General features: G+C 71.1%; 23 protein-coding genes. 9 read left to right on the top strand and 14 right to left on the bottom strand.

Annotated features, from left to right (window positions below; translation table 11 throughout):
• Positions 1 to 2 precede the first annotated feature (2 nt).
• The 6 genes from PH203_RS13195 to PH203_RS13220 all read right to left on the bottom strand — a co-directional run bounded on the left by PH203_RS13195 (position 3) and on the right by PH203_RS13220 (position 6,713).
• Complete coding sequence (locus PH203_RS13195; RefSeq protein WP_289920074.1) at positions 3 to 896, bottom strand: carbohydrate ABC transporter permease; 894 nt, start codon at positions 894 to 896, stop codon at positions 3 to 5.
• 3 nt (positions 897 to 899) lie between these two features.
• Positions 900 to 1,841 (bottom strand): sugar ABC transporter permease, encoded by a 942-nt coding sequence (locus tag PH203_RS13200; protein WP_289920075.1) that lies wholly within the window; start codon positions 1,839 to 1,841, stop codon positions 900 to 902.
• 2 nt (positions 1,842 to 1,843) lie between these two features.
• Positions 1,844 to 3,178, bottom strand: a complete 1,335-nt coding sequence (locus PH203_RS13205) for an ABC transporter substrate-binding protein (RefSeq protein WP_289920076.1) — start codon at positions 3,176 to 3,178, stop codon at positions 1,844 to 1,846.
• A gap of 81 nt (positions 3,179 to 3,259) precedes the next feature.
• Positions 3,260 to 4,453, bottom strand: coding sequence for an ROK family transcriptional regulator (locus PH203_RS13210; RefSeq protein WP_289920077.1), 1,194 nt, complete (start codon positions 4,451 to 4,453; stop codon positions 3,260 to 3,262).
• A gap of 202 nt (positions 4,454 to 4,655) precedes the next feature.
• Positions 4,656 to 5,489 (bottom strand): hypothetical protein, encoded by an 834-nt coding sequence (locus tag PH203_RS13215; RefSeq protein ID WP_289920078.1) that lies wholly within the window; start codon positions 5,487 to 5,489, stop codon positions 4,656 to 4,658.
• A 129-nt stretch (positions 5,490 to 5,618) separates the two neighbouring features.
• On the bottom strand, positions 5,619 to 6,713 hold the full coding sequence (locus PH203_RS13220; protein ID WP_289920079.1) for a mechanosensitive ion channel family protein: 1,095 nt from the start codon (positions 6,711 to 6,713) through the stop codon (positions 5,619 to 5,621).
• Positions 6,714 to 6,993: 280 nt separating this feature from the next.
• Here PH203_RS13220 and PH203_RS13225 point away from each other — a divergent pair, with 280 nt between their 5' ends.
• Entirely contained in the window at positions 6,994 to 7,530 is a 537-nt protein-coding gene (locus tag PH203_RS13225) for an HNH endonuclease (RefSeq protein ID WP_020116449.1), read from the top strand.
• A gap of 87 nt (positions 7,531 to 7,617) precedes the next feature.
• Here PH203_RS13225 and PH203_RS13230 read toward each other — a convergent pair whose 3' ends face one another.
• Genes PH203_RS13230 through PH203_RS13240 form a run of 3 tightly spaced genes read right to left on the bottom strand, consistent with a single transcriptional unit; the run spans position 7,618 to position 10,552 of the window.
• Positions 7,618 to 9,339, bottom strand: a complete 1,722-nt coding sequence (locus tag PH203_RS13230; protein WP_289920081.1) for an FtsX-like permease family protein — start codon at positions 9,337 to 9,339, stop codon at positions 7,618 to 7,620.
• Positions 9,336 to 10,022: an ABC transporter ATP-binding protein gene (locus tag PH203_RS13235; RefSeq protein WP_289920082.1), complete on the bottom strand. Its 687-nt coding sequence runs from the start codon at positions 10,020 to 10,022 to the stop codon at positions 9,336 to 9,338. Before PH203_RS13235 ends, PH203_RS13230 begins: the two co-directional genes overlap by 4 nt.
• On the bottom strand, positions 10,019 to 10,552 hold the full coding sequence (locus tag PH203_RS13240) for a PadR family transcriptional regulator (protein ID WP_289920083.1): 534 nt from the start codon (positions 10,550 to 10,552) through the stop codon (positions 10,019 to 10,021). The genes PH203_RS13235 and PH203_RS13240 overlap by 4 nt, the downstream gene beginning before the upstream one ends.
• A gap of 198 nt (positions 10,553 to 10,750) precedes the next feature.
• Here PH203_RS13240 and PH203_RS13245 point away from each other — a divergent pair, with 198 nt between their 5' ends.
• Both PH203_RS13245 and malQ read left to right on the top strand, forming a co-directional pair.
• Complete coding sequence (locus PH203_RS13245) at positions 10,751 to 10,957, top strand: hypothetical protein (RefSeq protein WP_289920084.1); 207 nt, start codon at positions 10,751 to 10,753, stop codon at positions 10,955 to 10,957.
• Positions 10,958 to 13,033 (top strand): 4-alpha-glucanotransferase, encoded by a 2,076-nt coding sequence (malQ, locus tag PH203_RS13250; RefSeq protein ID WP_289920085.1) that lies wholly within the window; start codon positions 10,958 to 10,960, stop codon positions 13,031 to 13,033. It abuts the gene before it with no gap.
• A 125-nt stretch (positions 13,034 to 13,158) separates the two neighbouring features.
• Here malQ and PH203_RS13255 read toward each other — a convergent pair whose 3' ends face one another.
• A complete protein-coding gene (locus PH203_RS13255; RefSeq protein ID WP_289920086.1) occupies positions 13,159 to 13,503 on the bottom strand; it encodes a peptidase inhibitor family I36 protein in 345 nt (114 codons plus the stop codon).
• Between the two features lie 272 nt (positions 13,504 to 13,775).
• On the opposite strand from PH203_RS13255, the gene PH203_RS13260 reads away from it, so the two are divergent.
• Entirely contained in the window at positions 13,776 to 14,069 is a 294-nt protein-coding gene (locus PH203_RS13260; protein ID WP_289920087.1) for a hypothetical protein, read from the top strand.
• Positions 14,070 to 14,177: 108 nt separating this feature from the next.
• Here the strand turns inward: PH203_RS13260 and PH203_RS13265 are convergent, their stop codons facing one another.
• Entirely contained in the window at positions 14,178 to 14,789 is a 612-nt protein-coding gene (locus PH203_RS13265) for a TetR family transcriptional regulator (protein ID WP_289920088.1), read from the bottom strand.
• A 128-nt stretch (positions 14,790 to 14,917) separates the two neighbouring features.
• On the opposite strand from PH203_RS13265, the gene PH203_RS13270 reads away from it, so the two are divergent.
• Positions 14,918 to 16,369, top strand: coding sequence for an FAD-dependent monooxygenase (locus PH203_RS13270; protein ID WP_289920089.1), 1,452 nt, complete (start codon positions 14,918 to 14,920; stop codon positions 16,367 to 16,369).
• On the opposite strand, the gene PH203_RS13275 is transcribed toward PH203_RS13270, so the two are convergent.
• Entirely contained in the window at positions 16,366 to 16,875 is a 510-nt protein-coding gene (locus tag PH203_RS13275; protein WP_289920090.1) for a MarR family transcriptional regulator, read from the bottom strand. The two genes, PH203_RS13270 and PH203_RS13275, sit on opposite strands and share 4 nt — an antisense overlap.
• A 100-nt stretch (positions 16,876 to 16,975) precedes the next feature.
• Between PH203_RS13275 and PH203_RS13280 the strand changes: the two genes are divergently transcribed.
• Together PH203_RS13280 and PH203_RS13285 are read left to right on the top strand one after the other, a co-directional pair.
• Positions 16,976 to 18,262: an MFS transporter gene (locus PH203_RS13280; protein ID WP_289920091.1), complete on the top strand. Its 1,287-nt coding sequence runs from the start codon at positions 16,976 to 16,978 to the stop codon at positions 18,260 to 18,262.
• Positions 18,259 to 19,200, top strand: a complete 942-nt coding sequence (locus PH203_RS13285) for an EamA family transporter (RefSeq protein ID WP_289920092.1) — start codon at positions 18,259 to 18,261, stop codon at positions 19,198 to 19,200. Before PH203_RS13280 ends, PH203_RS13285 begins: the two co-directional genes overlap by 4 nt.
• A 129-nt stretch (positions 19,201 to 19,329) precedes the next feature.
• Here the strand turns inward: PH203_RS13285 and pepN are convergent, their stop codons facing one another.
• Positions 19,330 to 21,912 (bottom strand): aminopeptidase N, encoded by a 2,583-nt coding sequence (gene pepN / locus PH203_RS13290; protein ID WP_289920093.1) that lies wholly within the window; start codon positions 21,910 to 21,912, stop codon positions 19,330 to 19,332.
• A gap of 121 nt (positions 21,913 to 22,033) precedes the next feature.
• Between pepN and PH203_RS13295 the strand changes: the two genes are divergently transcribed.
• Positions 22,034 to 22,504 (top strand): DUF1203 domain-containing protein, encoded by a 471-nt coding sequence (locus PH203_RS13295; RefSeq protein ID WP_289920094.1) that lies wholly within the window; start codon positions 22,034 to 22,036, stop codon positions 22,502 to 22,504.
• On the opposite strand, the gene PH203_RS13300 is transcribed toward PH203_RS13295, so the two are convergent.
• A complete protein-coding gene (locus PH203_RS13300; protein WP_289920095.1) occupies positions 22,501 to 23,517 on the bottom strand; it encodes an aspartate-semialdehyde dehydrogenase in 1,017 nt (338 codons plus the stop codon). The genes PH203_RS13295 and PH203_RS13300 overlap by 4 nt on opposite strands.
• A gap of 361 nt (positions 23,518 to 23,878) precedes the next feature.
• Between PH203_RS13300 and PH203_RS13305 the strand changes: the two genes are divergently transcribed.
• A complete protein-coding gene (locus PH203_RS13305) occupies positions 23,879 to 24,424 on the top strand; it encodes a sigma-70 family RNA polymerase sigma factor (protein ID WP_289920096.1) in 546 nt (181 codons plus the stop codon).

The raw sequence follows: 24,424 nt of genomic DNA on the forward strand, positions 1-24,424 counted from the left end.
GTTCAGCCCTTTACTCCGGTGAGCGTGACACCCTCGACGAACGCCTTCTGCGCGAAGAAGAACACGAGGATCACGGGGGCCATGACCAGTACGGTCGCGGCCATGGTCAGGTTCCAGTCGGTGTGGTGGGCGCCCTTGAAGGACTCCAGGCCGTAACTCAGCGTCCAGGCGCCCGGGTTCTCCGAGGCGTAGATCTGCGGGCCGAAGTAGTCGTTCCAGGCGTTGAAGAACTGGAAGAGGGCCACCGCGGCGATGCCGGGCTTCGCCATCGGGAGGACGACCTTCAGCAGGGTGCGCAGTTCGCCGCAGCCGTCCACCTTCGCCGCGTCCAGGTACTCGTTCGGGATCGTCATCAGGAACTGGCGGAGGAGGAAGATCGAGAACGCGTCCCCGAAGGCGAGGGGGATGATCATCGGCCACAGGGTGCCCGAGAGGTCCAGTTGCTTCGCCCAGAACAGATACATCGGGATGACCACGACCTGGGGCGGCAGCATCATCATCGAGATCACCAGCATCAGGGAGAGATTGCGGCCCCTGAAGCGGAACTTGGCGAGCGCGTAGGCCACCGGGACCGAGGAGACCACCACGAGGACGGTGCCCAGTCCGGCGTAGATCAGGGTGTTCTTCCACCAGGTCAGAAAGCCCGGGGTGTCGAAGACCTTCTGGTAGTTGGCCCATTCCCAGGTGTTCGGGATCAGGTCGCGGCTCAGGGCCTGGTCGTCGCTCATGAGCGAGGTCAGGAAGACGAAGACGAAGGGGAGGGTGAAGAAGAGGGCCGCCGCCACCCCCAGGGAGTGGACCGCGATCCATTCCAGGAACGCCTTGCGGCGGGCGGTGCGTTCGGCCGGGGAGGTCGGTGTCGTCAACTGCGTCGGCCTGTCCAGTACTTGGGTCATCGGTCAGTCACCTGCCTGGATCAGGCCGCCTCGGCGCCGCATCAGGAGCGCGGTGAAGGCCATGGAGAGGGCGAAGAGGACGAGGGCCACCACACAGGCCGAGCCGTAGTCGAAGCGCTGGAAGCCCAGGTTGTAGACGAGCTGGGGGAGGGTGAGCGTCGACTTCTCCGGGTAGCCGGGCTCGAACAGGGTGCCCGCGCCCTGGATCACGCCCGAGGCGACCTTTCCGGCGACCAGGGGCTGTGTGTAGTACTGCATCGTCTGGATCACCCCGGTCACGACCGCGAACATGATGATCGGGGAGATGTTCGGGAGCGTGACATAGCGGAAGCGCTGCCACGCGGAGGCGCCGTCCAGCTCGGCCGCCTCGTACTGCTCCTTCGGTACGTCGAGCAGGGACGCCATGAAGATGACCATGAGGTCGCCGATGCCCCAGAGGGCGAGCAGGGTGAGGGCGGGCTTGGACCAGGTGGGGTCGTTGAACCAGCCGGGGGCCGGGATGCCGACCTTTTCGAGGATCGAGTTGACCGGGCCCGTGCCGGGGTTGAGGAGGAAGGCGAAGGCCATGGTGGCCGCCACCGGCGGGGCCAGGTAGGGGAGGTAGAAGAGGGTGCGGAAGACCCCGGCGCCGGTCCTGATCCGGGTGATGAGCAGGCCGATGCCGAGTCCGAAGAGGACGCGCAGGGTCACCATCACCAGGACCAGCCACAGGGTGTTGCGCAGGGCGGGCCAGAAGTAGGGGTAGTGCTCGAAGACGTAGGTCCAGTTCTTCGTGCCGCTCCACGTCGGCGGTTTGAAGCCGTCGTAGTGCATGAAGGAGAAGTAGAGCGTCGAGACCATCGGGTACGCGAAGAAGACCGCGAAGCCGATCAGCCAGGGCGACATGAAGGCCAGGGTGCGGAGCGCCGACCTCCGGCGCTTCGACCTCAACGTGACGGTGCTCATCGCTACTTCGCCTGCGCGATGTCCGTGTCGATCTGCGCGGCCGTCTTCTTCAGGCCCGCCGTCAGGTCGGTGGCCTTGCCGCTCTCGTACTCGTAGCCGAAGTTCTGGATCGTCGTGAGGTACACGCCGCCGTTGAGGGAAGCGGGAGACGTGGTCGAGTTCGGGTCGGCGGCGATGTCCAGGAACGTCTTGAAGCGCGGGTCGTACTTCAGCTTCGGGGACTTCAGGGCCTGAAGCGTCGAGGGCACGTTGTGGATGGCGTTGGAGAAGCCCACCACCGCGTCGGTGTCCGTGGTGATGTACTTGACCAGCTCCCAGGCCGCGTTCTGCTTCTTGCTGGTGGCGGCGATACCGGTGATCGTGCCGGTGATGTAGCCCTTGCCGTACTGGTCGGCCTGGTCGTCGGGGACGGGCAGCGGGGCCACCCCGATCTCGAAGTCGGGCTTGGCGTCGAGGGCCATGCCGAGCCGCCACTCACCGTCGAGCTGCATGGCCACCTGGCCGGTGTGGAAGGGGTGCTTGGGACCCCACTCGTCGCCGAGCTTGGCGCGGTACTTCTCCAGCTTGGCGTAGCCGCCGAGTTCGTCGACCAGCTTCTTCTGTGTGGTGAAGGCGGCGGCGACCGCCGGGTCCGTCGCGACCGTCGACTTGCCGCTCTTGTCGAAGTACGTGGGGGAGAACTGGCCCATGTAGTGCTCGGTCGTGGTCTCCCAGCCGTGGTAGTTCGGCATGAAGCCGAGCTGCTTGTAGCTGTCGCCCTGAGTGATCGTCAACTTCTTGGCGTCGGCCTCGAATTCGGACCAGGTCCTGGGCGGGCTGCTGATGCCTGCCTTCTCGAAGGCCGTCTTGTTGTAGTAGAGGCCGTACGCGTCACCGAGCAGCGGGGCCGTGCAGCGGTTCCCCTCGAACTGCGTGTACTCACTCATCGCGGTCGGGAAGGTCTTGTCCGGGTCGATGTCCGACTTCTCGAAGAAGGGGTTGAGGTCGACCAGGGCGCCGGAGGAGCAGAACTTGCCGACGGCGTTGGTGGTGAAGGACGAGATCACGTCGGGAGCCTTCGAACCGCCGGCGCGCAGCGCCTGGTTGATCTTGTCGTCCGTCATGTTGCCGACGACGTTGACGTGGATGTTGGGGTGCGCCTTCTCGAACCCGGCGATCAGGGACTTGACCGCCTTCACCTCGCTCGGCGCGCTCCAGGCGTGCCAGAAGTTGAGGGTGGTCTCGGCGGACGCGTCGTCGTTCGCGCCGGACTCCGACTGGCCGGTACAGGCGGCGGTGGTGAGGAGGGTCGCGGAGGCGATCAGGGCAAAGGCCGTTATTCGGGCGCGCTTGGGCATGGCGAGGTCTCCCTGGGGCGAGGGTGGAGGGCTTGCGGTGAGGGTGAGGGTGAGGGCGAAGGGGGTCGCGGAGAAGCGGGATCAGCGCGAGGTGTCGAAGACCTCGTCACGGGTGGCCGCCAGCGCGCTCTCCAACGCGCCGCGCAGCACGGGGTGTTCGGGTACCGCCCCGACGACGAGCTTGGGCCTGGCCGCGGCCAGTTCCTCCAGCTCGGACTGGACGAGGGCGCGCAGGACCTCACCGCCGGAGGTGAGCGAGGCGCCGCTCAGGACGACGAGTTCGGGGTCGAGGACGGAGACGAGGGAGGCGAGACCGGTGGCGAGGCGGGTCGCGTAGGTCTCCAACAGGCGCTGGTGCGGGCCCTCCTGGGACTGCGCGGCCTGTCCGACGAGGGCTGCCGCCACCTCGGCGTACGGGCCCTCGGGGATGTCCTCGATGCCGAGTTCGCGGGCGAGTTCCGGGATGGCCTGGGAGCCGGCGAGTTCCTGGTAGCCGCCGCTGTTGGCCTTGGTGACCTGCCGGACCAGAGGGGTGCCGGGTACGGGCAGGAAGCCGACCTCGCCGGCGCCGCCGGTCCAGCCGCGGTGCAGCCGGCCGCCGAGGACCAGGGCCGCGCCGAGGCCGCCCTCGTTCCACAGCAGCACGAAGTCCTCGTGCCCACGGGCCGCGCCGAGCCGCTGTTCGGCGACCGCGACGAGGTTGACGTCGTTCTCGTACTCCACCGGCATCGGCAGCGCGGCGGCGAGTTCGTCGAGGAGGGTCGGGGTGTGCCAGCCGGGGAGATGGGAGGCGTAGCGGAGGCGGCCGGTGCCCGGGTCGAAGGCGCCCGGGGTGCCGATGACGAGGCGGTGGAGGTCGGCGCGGGCGAGGCCGGCCGCCTTCACGGCGCCGTCGAGGGCGTCGGTGACCTGTTGGACGACGGGGGTGGCGGTTCTTCTGCCGGGGGTGGGCAGTTCGTACGAACCCACCGTGCGGCCGGTGATGTCGGCGACGGCGGCGAGGATGCGTTCGGGGGTGACGTCGAGGCCGGCCGCGTGTCCGGCGGCCGGATTGACCTCGTACAGCTGGGCGTTGGGGCCGGGGCGGCCCTCGGTGGTGCCGGTGGCGAGGACCAGTCCCGCGGCTTCCAGTCGGGCCAGGAGCTGGGAGGCGGTCGGCTTGGAGAGGCCGGTGAGCTTGCCGATCCGGGTGCGGGAGAGCGGGCCGTGCTCCAGCAGGAGGTCCAGGGCGGCGCGGTCGTTCATGGCGCGCAGCGTGCTCGGCGTGCCGGCCATGTGTACCCCTCTCCCGGGACGGTTCCGCAGCAGCTCTGCAGATTCTGCAGACTCTACGGACAGTGACTGTTAGGAAGGTTTCCTATCGGATGCAGGGAACATAGGTCTGCACCGTGGGGGAGTCAAGGGGGGAACGGCGAACCGCCCCGGCAGGAAACGGAGTCGTTACCTGCCGGGGCGGCTCAGGGGTGTTGCGGTGCGGCTACTGCACGTCGATGTAGTCGCCGCCGGCCTTCGCGGCGGCGGTCGTGGTGGTGCCCGCGAAGACGTAGCGGTAGTAACCGTCCTTCGACGCCGTCACCGTCGTCTTGAGGGCGCCTCCCGTCGAGGAGGTCACCGTCTTGACGGTGGTGTAGCTGTCCGAGCCCTTGGCGCGGAACTGCAGGGTGGCCTTCTGCGAGACATAGCCGGTGTAGTTGCCGGTCTCCCAGTTGGCGCGGGTCAGCTTGCCGCTGACCGTGATGGTCCTGCCCTTCTTCACCGGCTCCGGGGAGGCGTTGACGGTGAGCTTGGCGGCTCGCTGGATCTTGGCGGCGCCCTTGTTGCCCCAGGCCGCCATGCCGTGCTCGAAGCTGACCTCGTCGTCCGAGTCGTCCATGTCGGCCGCGGTGTGACCGTAGAAGCCGCCCACCTTCCAGGTGGTGGCGTCCGCGGCCTCGAACAGGTCGTTCCCCGGCTCGAGGGTGAGGGTGTCGGAGCAGGACTCCGTGATCGTGGTGTCCGTCGTCGCCGTCGTGGTGCAGGCCGGTGTGGCGTCGCTCTCGATCTCGTTGTCGAAGTTCGCGAGCGGGCCGCGGTAGAGCAGGATGCCCGCCGCGTTGTTCTTGTAGTCGATCGTCAGGTCGGACGGGCGGGTCAGGGTGTACGTCACCGGGACCGTCACCTTGCTGGTGGTACCGGCGACGATCGTCTTGCCGTTGTTCACGGTCACATCGGCGAAGACGAGGTCCGGCGTGGCGGCCTGGGCGGCGGGCACGGCCAGCGCGGACATTGCCAGGGCACCGGCCATCGCGGCGCCAATGGCGATCTTTCTCATGTGTTTCCCCACTTCATGGCGGGCCCTGGGCGTTGCGCTCCAGAACAAGGACCCGCTGATGGCTTGAAACCTACGTGGGGAAGGAGTGTGTTGGGAATGCGAAGAAGCTGTGAGCAAGATTATTTTGCGTCACTTGGGAGCGCCGGGCGGAGTGAGCGGTGTGGCCGCCTCCGCCCGCGGAGAGGACGTGTTGGAGTACACCGACGGGGCCGCCACGGCCTCCGTGGGGTCGGCGTTCGGGGTGGGGTCGGCGGCGGTGGCCGGGCCGCCGACGATCGGGATCTCGGCGGCGTCGAAGGCTCGCTTGATGCGCCAGCGCAGCTCGCGCTCCACCGTCAGGGCCTTGCCCGGCATCGTCTTCGCCGAGACACGGACGACCATGGACTCCAGCAGGACATTGTCCAGGCCCAGGACCTCGATCGGGCCCCAGAGGAGTTCGTTCCAGGGCTCTTCCTTGCTCATCCGCTCGGCGACCTGGTCGAGGGTCTCCTTCACCTTGTCCAGGTCCTCGTCCGCGCGGACCGTGACGTCGACGCCGGCCGTCGCCCAGCCCTGGGAGAGGTTGCCGATGCGCTTGACCTCGCCGTTGCGGACGTACCAGATCTCGCCGTTGTCGCCGCGGAGCTTGGTGACCCGCAGGCCCACCTCGATGACCTCGCCCGAGGCGACGCCCGCGTCGACGGTGTCGCCGACGCCGTACTGGTCCTCGAGGATCATGAAGACTCCGGAGAGGAAGTCGGTGACGAGGTTGCGGGCGCCGAAGCCGATCGCGACGCCCGCCACACCCGCGGAGGCGAGGAGCGGGGCGAGGTTGATCTCGAAGGTGGCGAGGATCATCAGGGCGGCCGTGCCCATGATCAGGAAGCTCGCGACCGAGCGCAGGACCGAGCCGATCGCCTGGGAGCGCTGGCGGCGGCGCTCCACGTTCACCAGAAGGCCGCCCAGAGCCGTGCCGTCGACCGCCTGGACCGTGCGGTTCATGCGGTCTATCAGCTTGGTGATCGCCCGCCGGACCGCCACTCTCAGCACCGCCGCGATCACCAGGATCAGCAGCACACGCAGACCGATCGCCAGCCAGGTCGACCAGTTCTGCTCGACCCAGCTGGCGGCGTTGGTCGCGCTCTCCTGGGCGTCCTGGAGCGAGGGCACGGTGGGCGTCTGCGACTCCGAGGGGGTCGGCGACGGCGACGCCGAGGCGGCGAGCAGGACAGCGGGCAAGGACACGGCGGGAACCTCCAGGTGCAGCGTCCGCGGCCCGGCGGATGGTCAAGGTCACGGAAAGGTCACCGGGCGGCAGACCCACCACACTATCGGTGCATCGTGTGGGGATCGTTGCAATGTTCGAGGGAGAGACCGTGCTCACCTGGGGATGAAGAAAGGTGTGGTCGAAAACACTCTCAGCCCGTTACCGGGAGATGGTGGCGTTTCCACCAGGCATGAGGGGAGACTGACTACAGATCGTCCCGGCGCGAGCCACGCGCCGCCGACGCCCAAGGAGGCATCCGTGCCGCATGTCCTGGTACTCAACGCGTCGTACGAGCCACTGGGCGTCGTACCGCTCCGCCGCGCGCTCGTCCTCGTCCTGGAGAACAAGGCCGTCTCCCTCGAGGAATCCGGCGCCTTCATGCACAGCGCAACCGTCACAGTCCCCGCACCAAGCGTGGTCCGGCTCAAGCGATTCGTCCGGGTTCCCTATCGGGGGCCCGTTCCTCTTACCCGCCGCGCGCTCTTCGCCCGCGACGGGGGCCGGTGCATGTACTGCGGTGGCGTCGCAACCAGCGTCGACCACGTCATCCCGCGCAGCCGCGGGGGCAAGCACGTCTGGGACAACGTGGTGGCCTCGTGCCGCCGCTGCAACCACGTGAAGGCCGACCGACACCTGTTCGAAATCGGCTGGCGGCTGCGCCACAAACCCGCACCACCCACCGGTCTGGCCTGGCGCATCATCGGGACCGGACACAGGGACCCGCGCTGGCTGCCGTACCTGCAGCCGTACGGCGCGGAGGACGCGATGGCCCGGATCGACGGCATCTCTGCCTGACGACGATCCGGGCCTTTGTGCATCCGTGCACGTTCGCGCACCGGCCCCGGGGCACCCCCGTGTCTCCGGGGCCGGTGCGCTGTGCGCTCACGCGTAGCGCAGCTCCGCCGGGTTCAGCGTGCGGCGCAGCAGCGGGAGCGAGGTGGCGGCGGCCAGCAGACAGGCCGCGTGGACGACGAGCGGCACCAGCAGCGCGGCGTACGGTGTGACGGCAGGGCCGTCGCCGAGGATCCGGGCGTAGGCGACGCCGATCGCCATGCCCCCGGTGCCGCCCAGCAGCAGCGCGGGCGCGAGGGGGAGCGCGGTCTCCAGGAGCAGCGCCCGGCCGAGTACCTGGTGCGGCACCCCGGCGGCCGTCTGCGCGGCCAGGCCCCGGCGGCGAGTGGCGAGCGACTCCGCGGTGCCGACGGCGAGACCGGCCAGGGTGAGCAGGAGCGCGATGACGAGCGCGACGGCGGTGAGGTTCAGACCGGCGGTGTAGAAGCCCATGTCGTAGCCGCCGCTGCGCTCGTTGCGCCAGGTCAGCTCGGTGAGCATGACCTGGCGGATGCCCAGGTAGCCGGTCCCGGCGACCGTGATGAGGAGCACCGCGGCGTGGGTGCGGGCCGCGGCCCAGGGGTCGTCGTCGAGCCGTTCCGCCGCGATCAGGGTCGCCGCCGTCCGCGCCTTGCGGGCGAGCAGCCGCCCGGTCAGCCGGGCCGTCACCCCGACCAGGCCGACCGCGCCGACCCCGACCAGGAGCAGCAGACCGGCCACCGTCAGCGGGCCCTCCGCGTACCGCAGACCGCCGCCGTCCGGCACCCCGGTGGAGGTGCTGGCCACCGCGGCCAGCGCCACCAGTGCCACCAGCAGCACCCCGCCGGCGAGCAGCAGCCAGTAGCCCGGGCCCGACCGCGGCCGCACCCGGCGTACCCAGCCCAGCGGCGAGGCCACCACCCGGCGCAGCGCCAGCGCGCCCGCGGCCGCGCCGAGCACCGGCACACCGAGGCCGACCAGGGCCGTCCCCGTCCAGGCGAGCGCGGTCGGCTCCCGCCACAGGCTCAGCAGGACCACGACCGAGACGGCGGTGGCGAGCAGCGAGCCGAGCAGACAGGCCAGCCCGGTCTCCAGGGCGGCGATCCGCCGCACCTGCCGGGCCGAGGCGCCGGCCAGCCGCAGCCCGGCGAGGCGCCGGTCGCGGTGCACCGCGCCGATACGGGCGCACTGGCCGAGGAAGCCGAACACGGCGATCAGCAGGAGCAGCAGGGTGACGATCACCCCGGAGCGCTCGCCGGGCTCGTTGAGCAGACCGGCGCCCACCGACACCTGGTACCGGCCCTGGAGGGCGGCGAGGCTCACGGCGGTCAGCGCGAACCCGGTCGCCAGCGCCGCGCCCGCCGCGGTCAGCCCGACCCGCCACCACTCCCGGCGGTCGGAACCGCGGGTGAGGAGCCAGGCGAGACGGAGATCGGCGCGGACGGTGCCTTTGGTGCGGGTGCGGGTGCGGGTGCGGGTGCGGGTGCCGGGGGCGACGGCCGGGTCGGCGTCCGGCCCGGCGGGCCGGGGGCTCGTGCCGTGCTGCCCGGCGACGGGGTCGTCGTGCGGGGTGCTGCGGAGGCCCGCGCTGCCGGGCGCGGCGTCCGGGCCGGTGTCCTCGGAGTCCGGGACGGGGTGCGGGACAGCGGGGTCGGTGGGGCCGGTGGAGTGGGGGGCGTCGTCGGCGGCAGAGTTGCCGTGGCGGCGGATGTCCGGGGCGGTGCCGTTCCGGTGGGTCGTGTCGTCGCGCCCGGTCGTCGTGTCCTCGTGGCCCGGGTCGTGTTCCGTGCTCATGCCGCCACCCCCGTCTGTGCCACGAGGCCGTCGGTGAGGCGGACCTCGCGGTCCGCGTAGGCCGCCACCTGGGCGTCGTGGGTGATCAGCAGGACCGCCGTGCCCTGGTCGCGGGCCGTGTGGATCAGGGCTGTCATGACCTGTTCGCCGGCCAGGGAGTCCAGGGCGCCCGTCGGTTCGTCGGCGAAGACGACCTTCGGGTCGGTCACCAGGGCGCGGGCCAGGGAGGTGCGCTGGGCCTGGCCGCCGCTCATCTCGCCGGGGCGGAGGTCCTCCTGGCCGCGCACGCCGAAGCGCTCCAGCCACTCACCGGCCCGGACATGGGCGTCCTTGCGGGTGGCGCCGGACAGCATCAGCGGGAGGGCGACGTTGTCGAGGGCGGTCAGCTCGGGGATGAGCTGGCCGAACTGGAAGACCACGCCGAACTCGGTGCGGCGCAGTTCGCTCAGCCGCCGCTCGGGGAGACTGTCGAGACGTTCCCCGGCATAGCTCACCGAGCCCGCGTCCGGGCGGACGATGCCCGCCAGGCAGTGCAGCAGGGTCGACTTCCCGCTGCCGCTCGCGCCGGTCACGGCGAGGATCTCGCCGGCGTCGAGCTCGACCGAGGCGCCGCGCAGGGCCTCGGTCCTGCCGTGCCTCTTGACGAGGTCGCGGGCCGCCAGGAGCGGCACTGGGTTGCTCATGCTGTGTCGACCTCCGCGGTCAGTGTGGTCAGCCGGCCCGCCGTGGTGGTCATCCAGCGGAGGTCGGCGTCGAGGTGGTTGAGGGCGTAGTCCGCCGAGAGCACGGTCGCGAGGTCCGCGTCCTTGGCCGTCTTCACCTGCGTGAGCTCCCGCATCCGGGCCATGTGGGCGGTGCGCTGGGCGCTCAGATAGGCCGCCGGGTCGCCGCCGGAGAGGATCGCGACGACGACCTTGGCGAAGATCTCGTTGGTCACGAAGGGCGCGGGCGGGGTGATCTCCCCGGCCCACACGGCCAGTTCGCGCGCGCCGTCGGCGGTCGAGCGGTACATGGTCCGCTCCGGGCCGCCGTCCGAGTCGGTGCCCTCGACCTCGGCGAGGCCGTCGCGGACCAGACGTTGCAGGGTCGTGTAGACCTGCCCGTACGCCAGTGGACGGGCCTGCGGGAAGCGTTCGTCGTGGCGTCGCTTCAGGTCGTAGCCATGGCTCGGCCCCGAGGCGAGCAGCCCCAGCAGGATGTGGCGGGTGCTCATGACGATCATTATGTACTCGCTACATGTACTGAGTGAATAGTGATCAGCGAGGAAATTCTGCGGCCGCACCGAGCGCAGGGGCGCATCTGCCGGGACAGAATGTGACGAGAGCCGCGTTATTCCTTCCGGGGCGTCTGCCGCGGCGCCCGCTGGGTAGGGCTGCGGTATCCGCACGTCGTATCCGACAAGGAGGCCCCCGTGGCCGCATCGGCACCGCTTCTGCTCCCCGCCCCCTCCAAACCCGCCGACGCACATCTGTGCGTCTTCAGCGCGGAGGGCGTCTGCGCCGAGACCCCGCTCACCAGCGAACCGCCCCTGCCCGACGCCGAGCCCCTCACCAGCGAGCCGCCGCTCGCCGACGCCGCCCACCTGACCAGCGAGTCGGATGCCGGTGCGGAGCTGTAGATGACCGAGCCGTCCGAGGACCTCGCCCGCCTCGCCGAGCTCCACGGCGTCGCCCCTTCGTACCAGCCGTCCCCGGACCGTACGGTCTCGGCCTCCGCCACCGCCCTCACCCTCGCCCTGTCCGCCCTCGGCGTCGACGCGAGCCGCCCCGCCGCCGCGCTGGCCGCCCGTGAACGCGAGCTGCGTGCACGGCTGTTGCCGCCGACCGTGGTGTGCTGGAGCGGTGCGCCCATCCCGTCGGCGCTGTCCTCGCTGCCCGACGGCACCCGGCTGCGGATCGCGACCGAGCAAGGGGAGACACGGTCATCGGTCGATCAACTCCCGGCCGGTGTGCACACGTTGACCGCCGTGGCGCCCGACGGCCGTACCGCCGAGGCCCACTTGGTCGTCGCCCCCGCCCGGCTCCCCGCCCCCACCGGACGCTCGTACGGGTTCCTCGTCCAGCTCTACTCCCTTCTCTCCCACCGCTCCTGGGGCATGGGCGACCTCGGCGACCTCGGTGAACTGACCGCGTGGGCCGGACGGGCGCTGGGCGCCGGATTCGTCCAGGTCAATCCGCTGCACGCGGCGGTGCCGGGCGCGCCCACCGACCCGTCCCCGTACCGGCCCTCCTCGCGCCGCTTCCCCGACCCCGTGCATCTGCGGGTCGAGGACGTGCCCGAGTACGCGTACGTCACCGACCGCGAGTCGGTCAGGTCGCTGGCGGAACGGGCCGGGCGACTGCGCGAATCGGTGCTGGAGAAGGGCGCGTTGATCGACCGGGACGCCGTGTGGGAGCTCAAGCGGGAGGCGCTGGAGCTGGTGCGCGAGGTGCCGCTCGGGCCCGGACGGCAGGCGGCGTACGCCGACTTCCTCGCCGAGGAGGGACAGGCGCTGGAGGACCACGCGACGTGGAGTGCGCTCGCGGAGGTGCACGGGTCCGAGTGGAGCGCGTGGCCGGAGGGGCTGAGGGATCCGCGGTCGGCCGAAACGGCGCGTGCGCGGGCCGAGTTGATGGACCGGGTCGACTTCCACTGCCGTCTCGCCTGGCTCACCGACGCCCAGCTCACCGCGACGCAGCGGGCGGCCCGGGAGGCCGGGATGCCGGTGGGGGTGGTGCACGACCTGGCGGTCGGGGTGCATCCAGGGGGCGCCGACGCCTGGGCCCAGCAGGAGTACTTCGCGGCGGGGATGTCGGTGGGCGCGCCGCCGGACGCCTTCAATGCGCGCGGGCAGGACTGGGGGCTGCCGCCCTGGCGCCCCGACCGGCTCGCGGAGTCGGGGTACGCGCCGTACCGGCGGCTGCTGAAGGCGCTGTTCCGGTACGCCGGTGCGCTGCGGATCGACCATGTCATGGGGTTGTTCCGGCTGTGGTGGGTGCCGGAGGGACATCCGCCGACGGAGGGGGCGTACGTCCGTTACGACGCCGAGGCCATGCTCGCGATCCTGGTGCTGGAGGCCTCGCGGGCCGGGGCCGTGGTGATCGGCGAGGATCTGGGGACGGTGGAGCCCGGGGTGCGGGAGACGCTGCGCTCGCGGGGGGTGCTGGGGACGTCGGTGCTGTGGTTCGAACGGGACTGGGAGGGGGACGGGCGGCCGTTGGCCCCTGAGCGGTGGCGGTCGGACTGTCTGGCCACCGCCACGACCCACGATCTCCCGTCGACCGCGGCTCGGTTGAGCGGCGACCACGTCGAACTCCGGTACCGGCTGGGGTTGTTGACCCGGGAACTGGAGGAGGAACGGGCGGAGGCCGCGGCGGACACCGGGGAGTGGCTGGAGGTGCTGGCGCGGCTCGGGCTGCTGCACGGTACGGGAGGTGGGCACGGGGCGTCCGCGGAGGAGGCCGAGGTGCAGGCCGTGCATCGGTTCCTGTTGCGGACGCCGGCCCGGTTGGTGGGGGTGTGGCTGCCGGACGCGGTGGGGGACCGGCGGCCGCAGAATCTGCCGGGGACGTGGGATCAGTATCCGAACTGGCGGTTGCCGATCGCTGACGCGGAGGGGCGGGCGGTGGCGTTGGAGGAGCTGGTGGGGGCGGGGCGGTTGCATGCGTTGGTGGAGGTGCTGCGGGGAGGGCGGTCGGGTGGGGGTGGGGGGTAGGGGGCTAAGGGTTGGCGTTGGGGTTGGCCTTCGGGTCATGCCGCTGTCGCGGGGCCTGCTACGCCGAACTGCGGCGTTGCCGTCGGTTGCCGACGTTCGGCGCCGCCGCCCGGGTCATGTCCGGCTCACGCCATCATCCAGAGCCTGAAGCTCTTCCCCGGTGGGTCGAACACGGTGCCCTCCGAGGCGGCGTAGATCTCCGTGCCTGTGCAGTTCTCGCCCGTGTAGACGGACATCCAGCCATAACCGCTGCGCGCCGAGCCGATGGCGGCGAGTCCGAGTTCCGACGCGTTGTGGCACCCGAGCTGCGCTACTCCCATGCGCCCGGTGAAGTCCTGGTTCTCCCACACGCAGAACCCGGGGAACGGCGAGCAGTCCTGGTAGGCCGCCTCGGCCGACGTCGACGTGTTCGTCACGAACAGTGCTGCCAGAGCTGCTGCGAACAGGATGCTGAGCGATCGGCGTCTCATACGAGTCCCTTCAGGTAGGTACAGGCCGGTCCCCGCAGGTGGAAGCCGGTACACCGCCGAGTGTGGTGAGAACTGGTCGTGTCCTGCTCAAGGCCGGAGCGGCTGCCGCTGGGTCCTGTCCGGCGGATCACGGCGGAGCCGGAGGTCGATCGCGGCTGCCGTAACGGTGCCGGCTGGAGCGCAGGGGCTCGGCATGGTGGCGCCCTGCGCGGTGCGCCTCGTATGGCACCCCGGGCGCGCGGGGCCCGGGGGCGTTCGATACTTTTGGGATCGTGGACAAGAAGAACGCCCTGCGCGCCGGTGCTCTGGCTGCCGGTACGACGCTGATGATGCTGCTCATGACGTCTCCCGCGCTCGCGCTCACCCGCGACGACGGCGATGACCCCGGCACGGGCCTGAGTGTCATGGAGACGCTGGGGCTGTTCGTCGTGGCCCCGGCCGTGCTCTTCGCGGTCATCGCCGGGCTGGTGATGGTCCTGGACCGTTCCACGGACCGTGAGCCGAAGGCCAAGACCAAGGTCAAGGGCAAGACCAAGGGCGAGGCTCCGGCCAAGGCCGGCGTCTGACCGAGTCGCGGACCCGCGTCATGGCCTGACGGCATACGTTTTCCCAGGGCGCCGACCCCACCGCACGGGTGAGGTCGGCGCCCTCGGCGTGTTTCCGGGCGCCGGCGTTCAGGGGTTCGGCGCGGTCAGGTACCGCTGCACGGTCGGCGCCAGCCACGCCACGATCTCCTCGCGGGGCAGCGCCACCACCGGCGGGATCCGCAGCACATAGCGTGTGAGCGCCAGCCCGAGCAGCTGGGACGAGGCGAGTGCGGCCCGGGCCGGGACCTGCTCGGGGTCCGGACACACCTGGCGGGCGATCGGCAGCAGCTGCTCCCGGAAGATGCCCTGCATCCGCTCGGCCCCGCCCTGGTTGGTCGCGCCGACCCGCAGCAGCGCGGTGAGGACCTCGTTGTCCTCCCAGGTGTCGAGGAAGTGGGTGACCAGGGTCCGCCCGACGTCCTGCCGCCGGGACGGAGCGCTCACGTCCGGCAGCCGCAGATCGATGGCGACGGCGGCCGCGAACAGGCCCTCTTTGTTGCCGTAGTAGCGCATCACCATCGAGGGGTCGATCTTCGCGTCCCTGGCGATCGCGCGGATGGTGGCCCGCTCGTAGCCGTCGGCCGCGAAGCGTTCGCGCGCCGCGGAGAGGATGGCGTCCCGGGTGGCGTCGGAGCGCCGCCGCACGCCGCCGCCGGATTCCGCGCTGCTGCTGTTGCTTCTGCCGCTGCTGCCGTTCATGCCCACGAGCGTAGGCCAACCGCTGTTTGCCAACAAGTGTTGACTCCCGTCCGACGGCCCCGCTAACCTCATCAACGAGCGTTGGCAAACAATCGTTGGCAAACAGCTGTTGGCAACAGGAGGCCACCATGAACGGCACCGGTACCACCACCAACCGCACCGTGATCGTCGTCGGGTCCGGCCCCACCGGCCTCCTCCTCGCCGGAGACCTGGCCATTGCCGGCATCCCCGTCACCCTCGTCGAGAAGCGCCCCCACGAGATCAGCAACCTCTCCCGCGCCTTCGGGGTGCACGCCCGCACCCTGGAGCAGCTCGACGCCCGCGGTCTCGCCGACGAACTGCTCGCCACCGGCGACACCATCACCGGCCTGCGTCTCTTCCGCCGGCTCTCGCTCGATCTGGGCACCCTGCAGTCCCGTTTCCCGTTCCTGCTCATCACCCCGCAGTACGAGGTCGAGCGGCTGCTGGAGCGGCGGGCCCGGGAGGCCGGGGTCGAGTTCGCCCATGAGAGCGAGGTCGTGGGGCTGCGGCAGGACGAGGACGGCGTGGATCTCGACGTGCGCGGTGCGGACGGCGTGGTCGTCACCCGCCGGGCCGCCTATGTCGTGGGCGCCGACGGCCACCGCAGCGCCGTACGCCGGGCGATCGGCGTGGACTTCCCGGGCGTCGCGGTCATCAAGTCGCTGTTCCTGGCGGACGTCCGGCTCGCCGAGCCGCCCGAGGGTGTGCTCACCGTCGACGGCTCGGGCGACTCCTTCGCGATGATCGCCTCCTTCGGTGACGGCTGGTACCGGGTCATGGGCTGGAACCGCCGCCACGAGGTCCCCGACAGCGCCCCGATCGACCTCGACGAGATCAAGGAGGTCACCCGCCGGGCCCTGGGCACCGACTACGGCATGCACGACGCCCGCTGGCTCTCCCGCTTCCACAGCGACGAACGCCAGGCCCCGCGGTACCGGGTCGGCCGTGTCTTCCTCGCCGGCGACGCCGCCCACGTCCACTCCCCGGCCGGCGGCCAGGGCATGAACACCGGCCTGCAGGACGCGGCCAACCTGAGCTGGAAGCTCGTCGCGGCCGTCGAGGGCCGCGCTGCCGAGGGTCTCCTCGACAGCTACCAGGCCGAGCGCCACCCGGTCGGCAAGGCGGTGCTCCGCAGCAGCGGCGGCCTGGTCCGGCTGGCCCGGGCCCAGAGCCCGGCACTGCGCGCCGTCCGCGGCCTCCTGACCGCCTTCGTCAACCTGGCCAGGCCCGCCCAGCGCAAGGCCCTGGGCCAGATCTCCGGCATCGGCTACAGGTACCCCGCCCCCCGAGGCACCCACCGCCTCACCGGCACGCGCGTCCCCGACGCCGCCCTGGAGAGCGGCCGGCTGTACGAGGCCCTGCGCGGCGGCCGGTTCGTCCTGATCACCCCCGAGGCGTACGAGGGGCAGGGCGCCCGCAAGGACCGCCTGACGGTGGAGCGTTGGGCGAGCGATCGCCGTACGACGGTGCTGGTGCGCCCTGACGGGTACGTGGCGTGGGCGGCGGACGGCACGGACACGAAGGGGATCGAGGAGGCGGTGGCCCGGTACGTGGGTTAGTGCCCCGAGCCCTGTGCTCCCGCCAGCAACTCCCGCAGCAGGTCGGCCAGTTGGCCGGCCTGTTCGTCGTCCATCGCGGCCAGCGCCTCCGTCTGGACGGCCAGCCCCGCGCCGACCGCCCGGTCGATGACCTCCAGCCCCTTCTCCGTCAGGGTGACCTGGAGGCCGCGCCGGTCGTGCGGATCAGGGGACCGGCGCAGCAGGCCCGCGCGTTCGAGTTTGTCCAGGCGGCCGGTCATGCCGCCGGTGGTGAGCATGAGGGTGGCCGACAGCTGCCGCGGAGAGAGGGTGTACGGCTCGCCCGCCCGGCGCAGGGTGGCGAGGACGTCGAACTCGCCCCGTGAGATGCCGTGCGGCGCGTACGCCTTCTCCATGCGGTCGCCCATCGTGCGCGAGAGGCGGTAGATCCGCCCGAAGACCTCCATCGCCCGGGTGTCGAGGTCCGGCCGTACGGCCGCCCACTGCTCGATGATCGCGTCGACGGCGTCCTTGCGCTGTGCACTCATGTCCCGAGTATCCGCAGTCGGAGGGTCACCCGCAAGAAAGTAGCTTGACTGAAAGTTGCTTAGCGCTAAGCTAATTAACGACAAGCTACTTGGAGGGGTCGTGGAGAAGCAGGAAGAGGGCCGCACACCCGGCCGGTGGGCCCTGCCCGTCGCCGCCGCCGTCAACGGGATCGGCACCGGCATGTACGTCCCGTTCACGCTGGTGTTCTTCCACCATGTGACCGGGCTGGCCTTCACCGTCGTGGGCGCCGTCCTCACCGCCACCGGCCTGGCCGGCATGGCCGCGCTGCCGCTCGCCGGGACGGCCGTCGACCGGTACGGGGCGCGGCGGGTGCAGTACGTGCTGTACGGCGTCCGGGTCGTCGGCTTCCTGCTCTACCCCTTCGCCCAGTCCCTCGCCGCCTTCGCGGCCGTCGCCCTGATCACCTCGGCCGCCGACCGGGCCTTCCCCGCCGTGCAGCAGTCGCTGATCGGTGAGGTGGCGCGCGGGGCGGACCGGGACCGGCTGCAGGCGGCGACCCGGGCGCTGCAGAACGGCGGCAACGGGGCGGGTGCGCTGCTCGCCTCGCTGGTCATCGCGTTCGCGGGCAGCACCGGATACACGTACACGGCCTGGGGGAACGCCCTCTCCTTCGCGCTCGCCGGACTGCTGCTGCGGCCCCTGAGGCCGATGCGTGACAGCGGGGTGCGGGTGCCGAAGGCCGGGGCCGGGTACCGGCTCGTCCTCGCCGACCGGCCCTTCCTGGTCGTCACCGGCGCCAACTTCCTGAACGCGCTGAGCTATTCGGCGCTGTCCGTGCTGTTCCCGCTGTTCATCGTGGAGTGGCTGCACGGGCCCGCGGCGATCACCGGGATCGCGTTCACGGTCAACACCGTGCTGTGCGCGGCGGCGGGGATGTTCGTCGGTGCGCGGGTGCGGGGGGCCGGTGCCCGGCGGACCCGGGCCGCGGCGCTCGGCGGGGCGCTGTTCGCGGGGGCGTTCCTCGCCAACATCGTGCTCGGCACCGTGCGGCCGTCCTCCGGGCCGGTGCTGGGCGCGGCCCTGGTCGCCGTGGTCGTCGTCTACACGCTGGGCGAGCTGATCCACAGCCCCGCCGCCGAGGTGCTCGCGGTGCCGGCGGCTCCGGAGGCGGTGCGCGGGCGGTACATGGCGTCGTACCAGTTCTCCTGGTCGCTGGCGAAGGCCCTGGCGCCCTCGCTGTTCACGCTTCTCGTCGCGGCCGACGGCCGGCTGCCGTGGGCCGTCCTGATCCTCACCTCGGCCCTCGCCGCCGCCCTGCTGATCCGGGTGGAGCGACGCCTGCCTCAGGAGGCGGTACGGCCCCGGCCGGTCACCGTCGCCCGCGGCACCACCCTGACGAACTCACTCCAAGGAAGCCGGTCATGAACAGGTCCGCGACCATCCTCCTCACCGCCCTCGCGCCCGTCTCCTGGGGCACGACCTACGCCGTCACCACCGAGTTCCTCCCCGCCGACCGGCCCCTGTTCACCGGCCTGACGCGGGCCCTGCCCGCCGGGCTGCTGCTGCTCGCGCTGGCCCGGGTGCTGCCGAAGGGGGCCTGGTGGTGGAAGGCGGGGGTGCTCGGGGCGCTGAACATCGGGGCGTTCTTCCCGCTGCTGTTCCTGTCGGCGTACCGGCTGCCGGGCGGGCTCGCCGCGGTCGTCGGGTCGGTGGGGCCGCTGGTCGTCGTGGCCCTCTCGGCGGGCCTGCTGGGGCAGCGGCCGACCGCGCGGAGCGTGGTCACGGGGGTCGTGGCGGCGTTCGGGGTCAGTCTCGTCGTACTGAAGGCGGCCGGGGCGATCGACGGCGTCGGGGTCCTGGCGGGGCTCGCCGCGACCGTGTCGATGGCCACCGGGACCGTGCTGACCAAGCGGTGGGGGCGGCCCGAGGGGGTGGGGCCGCTGGCGCTCACCGGATGGCAGCTGACCGCGGGCGGGCTGCTGATCGCGCCGCTGGCGCTGCTGGTCGAGGGGGCCCCGCCCGCGCTCGACGGACGGGCGGTCGGGGGCTATCTGTATCTGGCGCTGGCCAACACGGCGGTCTCGTACTGGCTGTGGTTCCGCGGCATCGGGCGGCTCACCGCCACACAGGTCACCTTCCTCGGGCCGCTGTCGCCGTTGACCGCGGCCGTCGTCGGGTGGGTGGCGCTCGGGCAGGCGCTCACGGCGGTTCAACTCGCGGGGATGGGGCTGGCGTTCGCCGCGACGGTGGCCGGACAGCTGAGCCGGCCGCAGACGCCGACCACCGGGCGGACCTTCCGCCTCCCCGACGGGAGCGGTCGGCGGGAATCGGCGGACGTGACCGCCGCGGCGCCGCGGCGGTAGCCGCGCCGAGTGCGCCGGCCGGGGGCGGAGCCCGCGCCCGCCCGGTACCGGGCACAGCCGAGGGGCGCCCGGTGTCGCACCGGGCGCCCCTCGGCCTCGTATCGGCTATTCGGCTGTTCGGCTGTTCGGCTACTCCGCCGCCGCGTCCGCGGCCTGGGCCTTCAGTGCGCGTTCCACGCCCGCGCGGGACTCCGAGACCAGGCGGCGCAGGGCCGCGTTGGGCTCGGCCGTGGCCAGCCAGGTGTCCGTCCTGTCCAGGGTCTCCCGGGAGACCTGGATCGTCGGGTACAGGCCGACCGCGATCTGCTGGGCGATCTCGTGGGAGCGGGCGTCCCAGATGCCCTTGACCACGTCGAAGTACTTCTCCGTGTAGGGCGCCAGCAGCTCGCGCTGGTCGGTCTGGACGAAGCCGCCGATCACCGCCTCCTGGAGGGCGTTCGGGAGCTTGTCGGAGTCGATGACCTGGGACCATGCTTCCGACTTCGCCTCCGGCGTCGGGCGGGCCGCCCTCGCCGTCGCCGCGTGGCGTTCGCCCGCCGCCGTCTTGTCGCGCTCGTACTCGCCCGCGATCTCCGCCTCGTCGAAACGGCCGACCGCGGCGAGGCGCTCCACGAGCGCCCAGCGCAGCTCGGTGTCGACGGCCAGCCCCTCGATCGTCTGGGAGCCGTCCAGCAGGGCCTCCAGGAGGTCCAGCTGCTCCGGCGTACGGGCCGTCGCCGCGAACGCGCGGGCCCAGGCCAGCTGGTGGTCGCTGCCGGCGGCGGCCGCGCGCAGGTGCGCCAGCGTCGCGTCCGTCCAGCGGGTCAGCAGCGTCTCGCGGGCCGCCGGGTCGGCGTACAGCTCGATCGCCAGCTTCACCTGGCGGTGCAGGGACTGCACGACACCGATGTCGGACTCCTTGCCGATGCCCGACAGGACGAGGGAGAGGTAGTCCCGCGTCGCCAGCTCCGCGTCCCGCGTCATGTCCCACGCCGACGCCCAGCACAGGGCGCGGGGGAGGGACGACTCGAAGTCGCCGAGGTGCTCCGTCACGAAGGACAGGCTCTGCTCGTCGAGGCGGACCTTCGCGTACGACAGGTCGTCGTCGTTCAGCAGCACGACCGCCGGGCGGCGCTTGCCCACCAGCTGCGGCACGGCGGTCAGTTCGCCGTCCACGTCCAGTTCGATCCGCTCGTCGCGGACCAGCTTGCCGCTGGCGGCCTCTGAACTGTCCAGTTCGTACAGGCCGACCGCGATGCGGTGCGGGCGCAGCGTCGGCTCGCCCTTCGCGCCCGCGGGGAGCGCCGGGGCCTCCTGGCGGATCGCGAAGGAAGTGATGACGCCGTGCTCGTCCGTCTCGATCTCGGGACGCAGGATGTTGATGCCGGCCGTCTGGAGCCACTTCTGCGACCAGGTGCCCAGGTCGCGGCCGGAGGTCTCCTCCAGCGCGCCCAGCAGGTCCGACAGGCGCGTGTTGCCGAACGCGTGGCGCTTGAAGTACGCCTGCACGCCCGCGAAGAACTCGTCCATGCCGACGTAGGCGACGAGCTGCTTCAGCACGCTCGCGCCCTTGGCGTACGTGATGCCGTCGAAGTTGACCAGGACGTCGTCCAGGTCACGGATCTCCGCCATGATCGGGTGCGTCGACGGGAGCTGGTCCTGGCGGTACGCCCACGTCTTCATCGAGTTGGCGAACGTCGTCCACGAGTGCGGCCAGCGGCTCTCCGGCGCGTACGCCTGACACGCGATCGAGGTGTACGTGGCGAACGACTCGTTCAGCCACAGGTCGTTCCACCACTCCATGGTGACCAGGTCGCCGAACCACATGTGGGCCAGCTCGTGGAGGATCGTCTCCGCGCGGACCTCGTACGCGGCGTCCGTGACCTTCGAGCGGAACACGTACTGGTCGCGGATGGTCACCGCGCCCGCGTTCTCCATCGCGCCCGCGTTGAACTCCGGCACGAACAGCTGGTCGTACTTCTTGAACGGATACGCGTAGTCGAACTTCTCCTGGAACCACTCGAAGCCCTGCCGCGTGACCTCGAAGATCGCGTCCGAGTCGAGGAACTCGGCCAGCGAGGGACGGCAGTAGATGCCGAGCGGGACGGACTGGCCGTCCTTCTCGTACACGCTGTGGACCGAGTGGTACGGGCCGACGATCAGCGCCGTGATGTACGTCGAGATCCGCGGGGTCGGCTCGAAGACCCAGACGTCGTCCTTGGGCTCCGGCGTCGGGGAGTTGGAGATGACGGTCCAGCCGGTCGGGGCCTTGACCGTGAACTGGAAGGTCGCCTTCAGGTCCGGCTGCTCGAAGGACGCGAAGACCCGGCGGGCGTCCGGCACCTCGAACTGGGTGTACAGGTAGGCCTGCTGGTCGACCGGGTCGACGAACCGGTGCAGACCCTCGCCGGTGTTGGTGTACGCGGCGTCGGCGACCACGCGGAGCACATTGCGGCCCTCCAGCAGGCCGGGCAGCGCGATGCGGGAGTCCGCGAAGACCTCCGCCGGGTCGAGCGCGTCTCCGTTGAGCGTCACCTCGTGGACCGTCGGGGCCACGAGATCGATGAAGGACTCGGCCCCGTTCTCGGCGACGTCGAAGCGCACCGTGGTCACGGACCGGTAGGTACCGCCCTCTTGCGCGCCGGAGAGGTCGAGATCGATCTCGTACGAGTCGACGCTGAGCAGCTTTGCCCGCGCTTGCGCCTCTTCGCGAGTCAGGTTTGTGCCAGGCACGCGGTCATCTCCTCGTTATGGGTAGGTTCGGCGGTTCCGCCATCCTTCCATGGGACCTGCACGGAAGGCGATGTCCGGAACCCGCCGGTGACCGGGGAGGACACCCGGGAGTGTGGAGCACATGACCACCTACACCGCACGCTCCATCACCCCCGAGGTCCTGAAAGAGCTCCGCTCCACCGACGACTCGGGGCGGGAGATGGTTCCCCTGACCGACGACGAGGGCGGGGCGCCCCTCAGGTGCTGCCTGCGCCGCAGCACGCCGGGCGAGAGGATCGCCCTGGTCTCCTACGCGCCGCTGCGCCGCTGGGCCGCCGCGACGGGCGTCGACCCCGGGGCTTACGACGAGCAGGGGCCCGTCTTCATCCATGCCGAGGAGTGTGCGGGGCCCGACCCCGACGGCCACCCCTTCGCGGGCGCGCACCGGACTGTCCGCCGGTACTCCGCCGACGGGCGCATCCTCGGCGGCGAGCTCGTGGACACGCTGGACGACAGGGCCTTCCGAAACGCGTTCGACGACCCGTCCGTGGTGCTCGTCCACGTCCGGGCCGTCGAGTACGGCTGTTTCCTCTATGAGGTCACAAGGGGCTAGCCCTTGAGCTCGGCCGCCACCAGCTCCGCGATCTGGACCGCGTTCAGGGCCGCGCCCTTGCGGAGGTTGTCGCCGGAGACGAAGAGGGCGAGGCCGTTGTCGACGGTCTCGTCGCGGCGGATGCGGCCCACGTACGAGACGTCCTTGCCGGCCGCCTGCAGCGGGGTGGGGATCTCGGAGAGCTCGACGCCGGGGGCGGTCGACAGGAGCTCCGTCGCGCGCTCCGGGGAGATGGGGCGCTCGAAGCGGGCGTTGATCTGGAGGGAGTGGCCGGAGAAGACCGGGACCCGGACACAGGTGCCGGAGACCTTGAGGTCGGGGAGCTCCAGGATCTTGCGGGACTCGTTGCGGAGCTTCTGCTCCTCGTCGGTCTCGTTCAGGCCGTCCTCGACCAGGTTGCCGGCGAACGGCAGCACGTTGAAGGCGATGGGGCGCTTGTAGACCTGCGGCTCGGGGAAGTCGATCGCCGCGCCGTCGTGGGTCAGCTTGTCGGCGTCGGCGACGACCTTCTGGACCTGGCCGTGCAGCTCCGCGACGCCCGCGAGGCCGGAGCCGGAGACCGCCTGGTAGGTGGTGGCGACCAGGGCCCGCAGACCCGCCTCGGCGTCCAGGACCTTCAGGACCGGCATCGCGGCCATCGTGGTGCAGTTCGGGTTGGCGATGATGCCCTTGGGGCGGTTCGCGATCGCGTGCGGGTTGACCTCGGAGACCACCAGGGGGACCTCGGGGTCCTTGCGCCAGGCGGAGGAGTTGTCGATCACCACGGCGCCCTGCGAGGCGACCTTCTCGGCCAGCGCCTTCGACGTGGCGCCGCCCGCCGAGAACAGCACGATGTCCAGGCCCGTGTAGTCCGCCGTCGCCGCGTCCTCCACCGTCACGCCGTCCAGGACCGAGCCCGCCGAACGGGCCGAGGCGAACAGGCGCAGCTCGGTGACCGGGAAGGCGCGCTCCGTGAGGATCCTGCGCATGACCGTGCCGACCTGACCGGTGGCTCCGACGATTCCGACCCTCACGGTGACTCCCTCTACGTGGCTGATGACGTGGCTGCTGTGTGTCTGCTGCATGGCCGAGGCGTTTCCATCATGCGGTCAGCCCCGGTCCACCTGTCCAATTCTTTGTGCCCGGCGCCCGAGGAATGGGACGGTGCGGTCCCACCGACGGTTGCGGTCCTCCGGCGGCACCCAGGCTGAGCTGCAGGAATTCATCCGTTGGAGGCCCGGCGCCGCAAGCTCGCCTGCCCCTGGGCCCGTGCCGCACGCCAGGATGTGACGTACGCCTCTGCCGGATTCCCGGAAAACGGCACCGGATTCCGGAAACGGCACCGAACGTTCTGGGCGTCCTCGGCGTCATAGGGGAAACGCGGCGAGGGGAGGGGTGGCTGTGCTGCGCAGAAAGGCCCGCCGTGGCCAGGGGGAGAGCGTCCATGACGGGCCCGACGACCCGCTCGACGCGGCCCAGGAACGCCGGGTGCGAGCGGTGCTCGCGCTCGGGGGCGTACCGCAGTCGGACCTGCTGGACGGGGTGCAGCAGGTCCGACTGCGGTTGCTGGAGCGGGCGGCGAAGGGGTACGAGGCGCCGCGCGACGTCTCCGCGTGGGCGGCCGTCGTCGCCTCCAACCTCGCCATGGACTGGCACCGGGCCAAGCGCAGGCAGGAGCGGATCGGCGAACGGCTCGCCTCCCTGCGTCAGCTGGAGCATCCCTCGGGCGAGGACACCAGCGTGCTCTCCCTCGCCGTCGCCCAGGGGCTCGACGAGCTGCCCGACGCCCAGCGTCAGGTCCTCGTCCTGCGTTTCTTCGCCGATCTTCCGGTGCGCGACATCGCCCATGAGCTCGGCGTCCCGGAGGGCACTGTCAAGAGCAGGCTCCACACGGCGGTCCGCTCGCTGCGCGACCGTCTGCACGAGGACGAGGTGGTGTGA

The sequence above is a fragment of the Streptomyces sp. S.PB5 genome, from assembly GCF_030403745.1.
Lineage (GTDB): Bacteria > Actinomycetota > Actinomycetes > Streptomycetales > Streptomycetaceae > Streptomyces.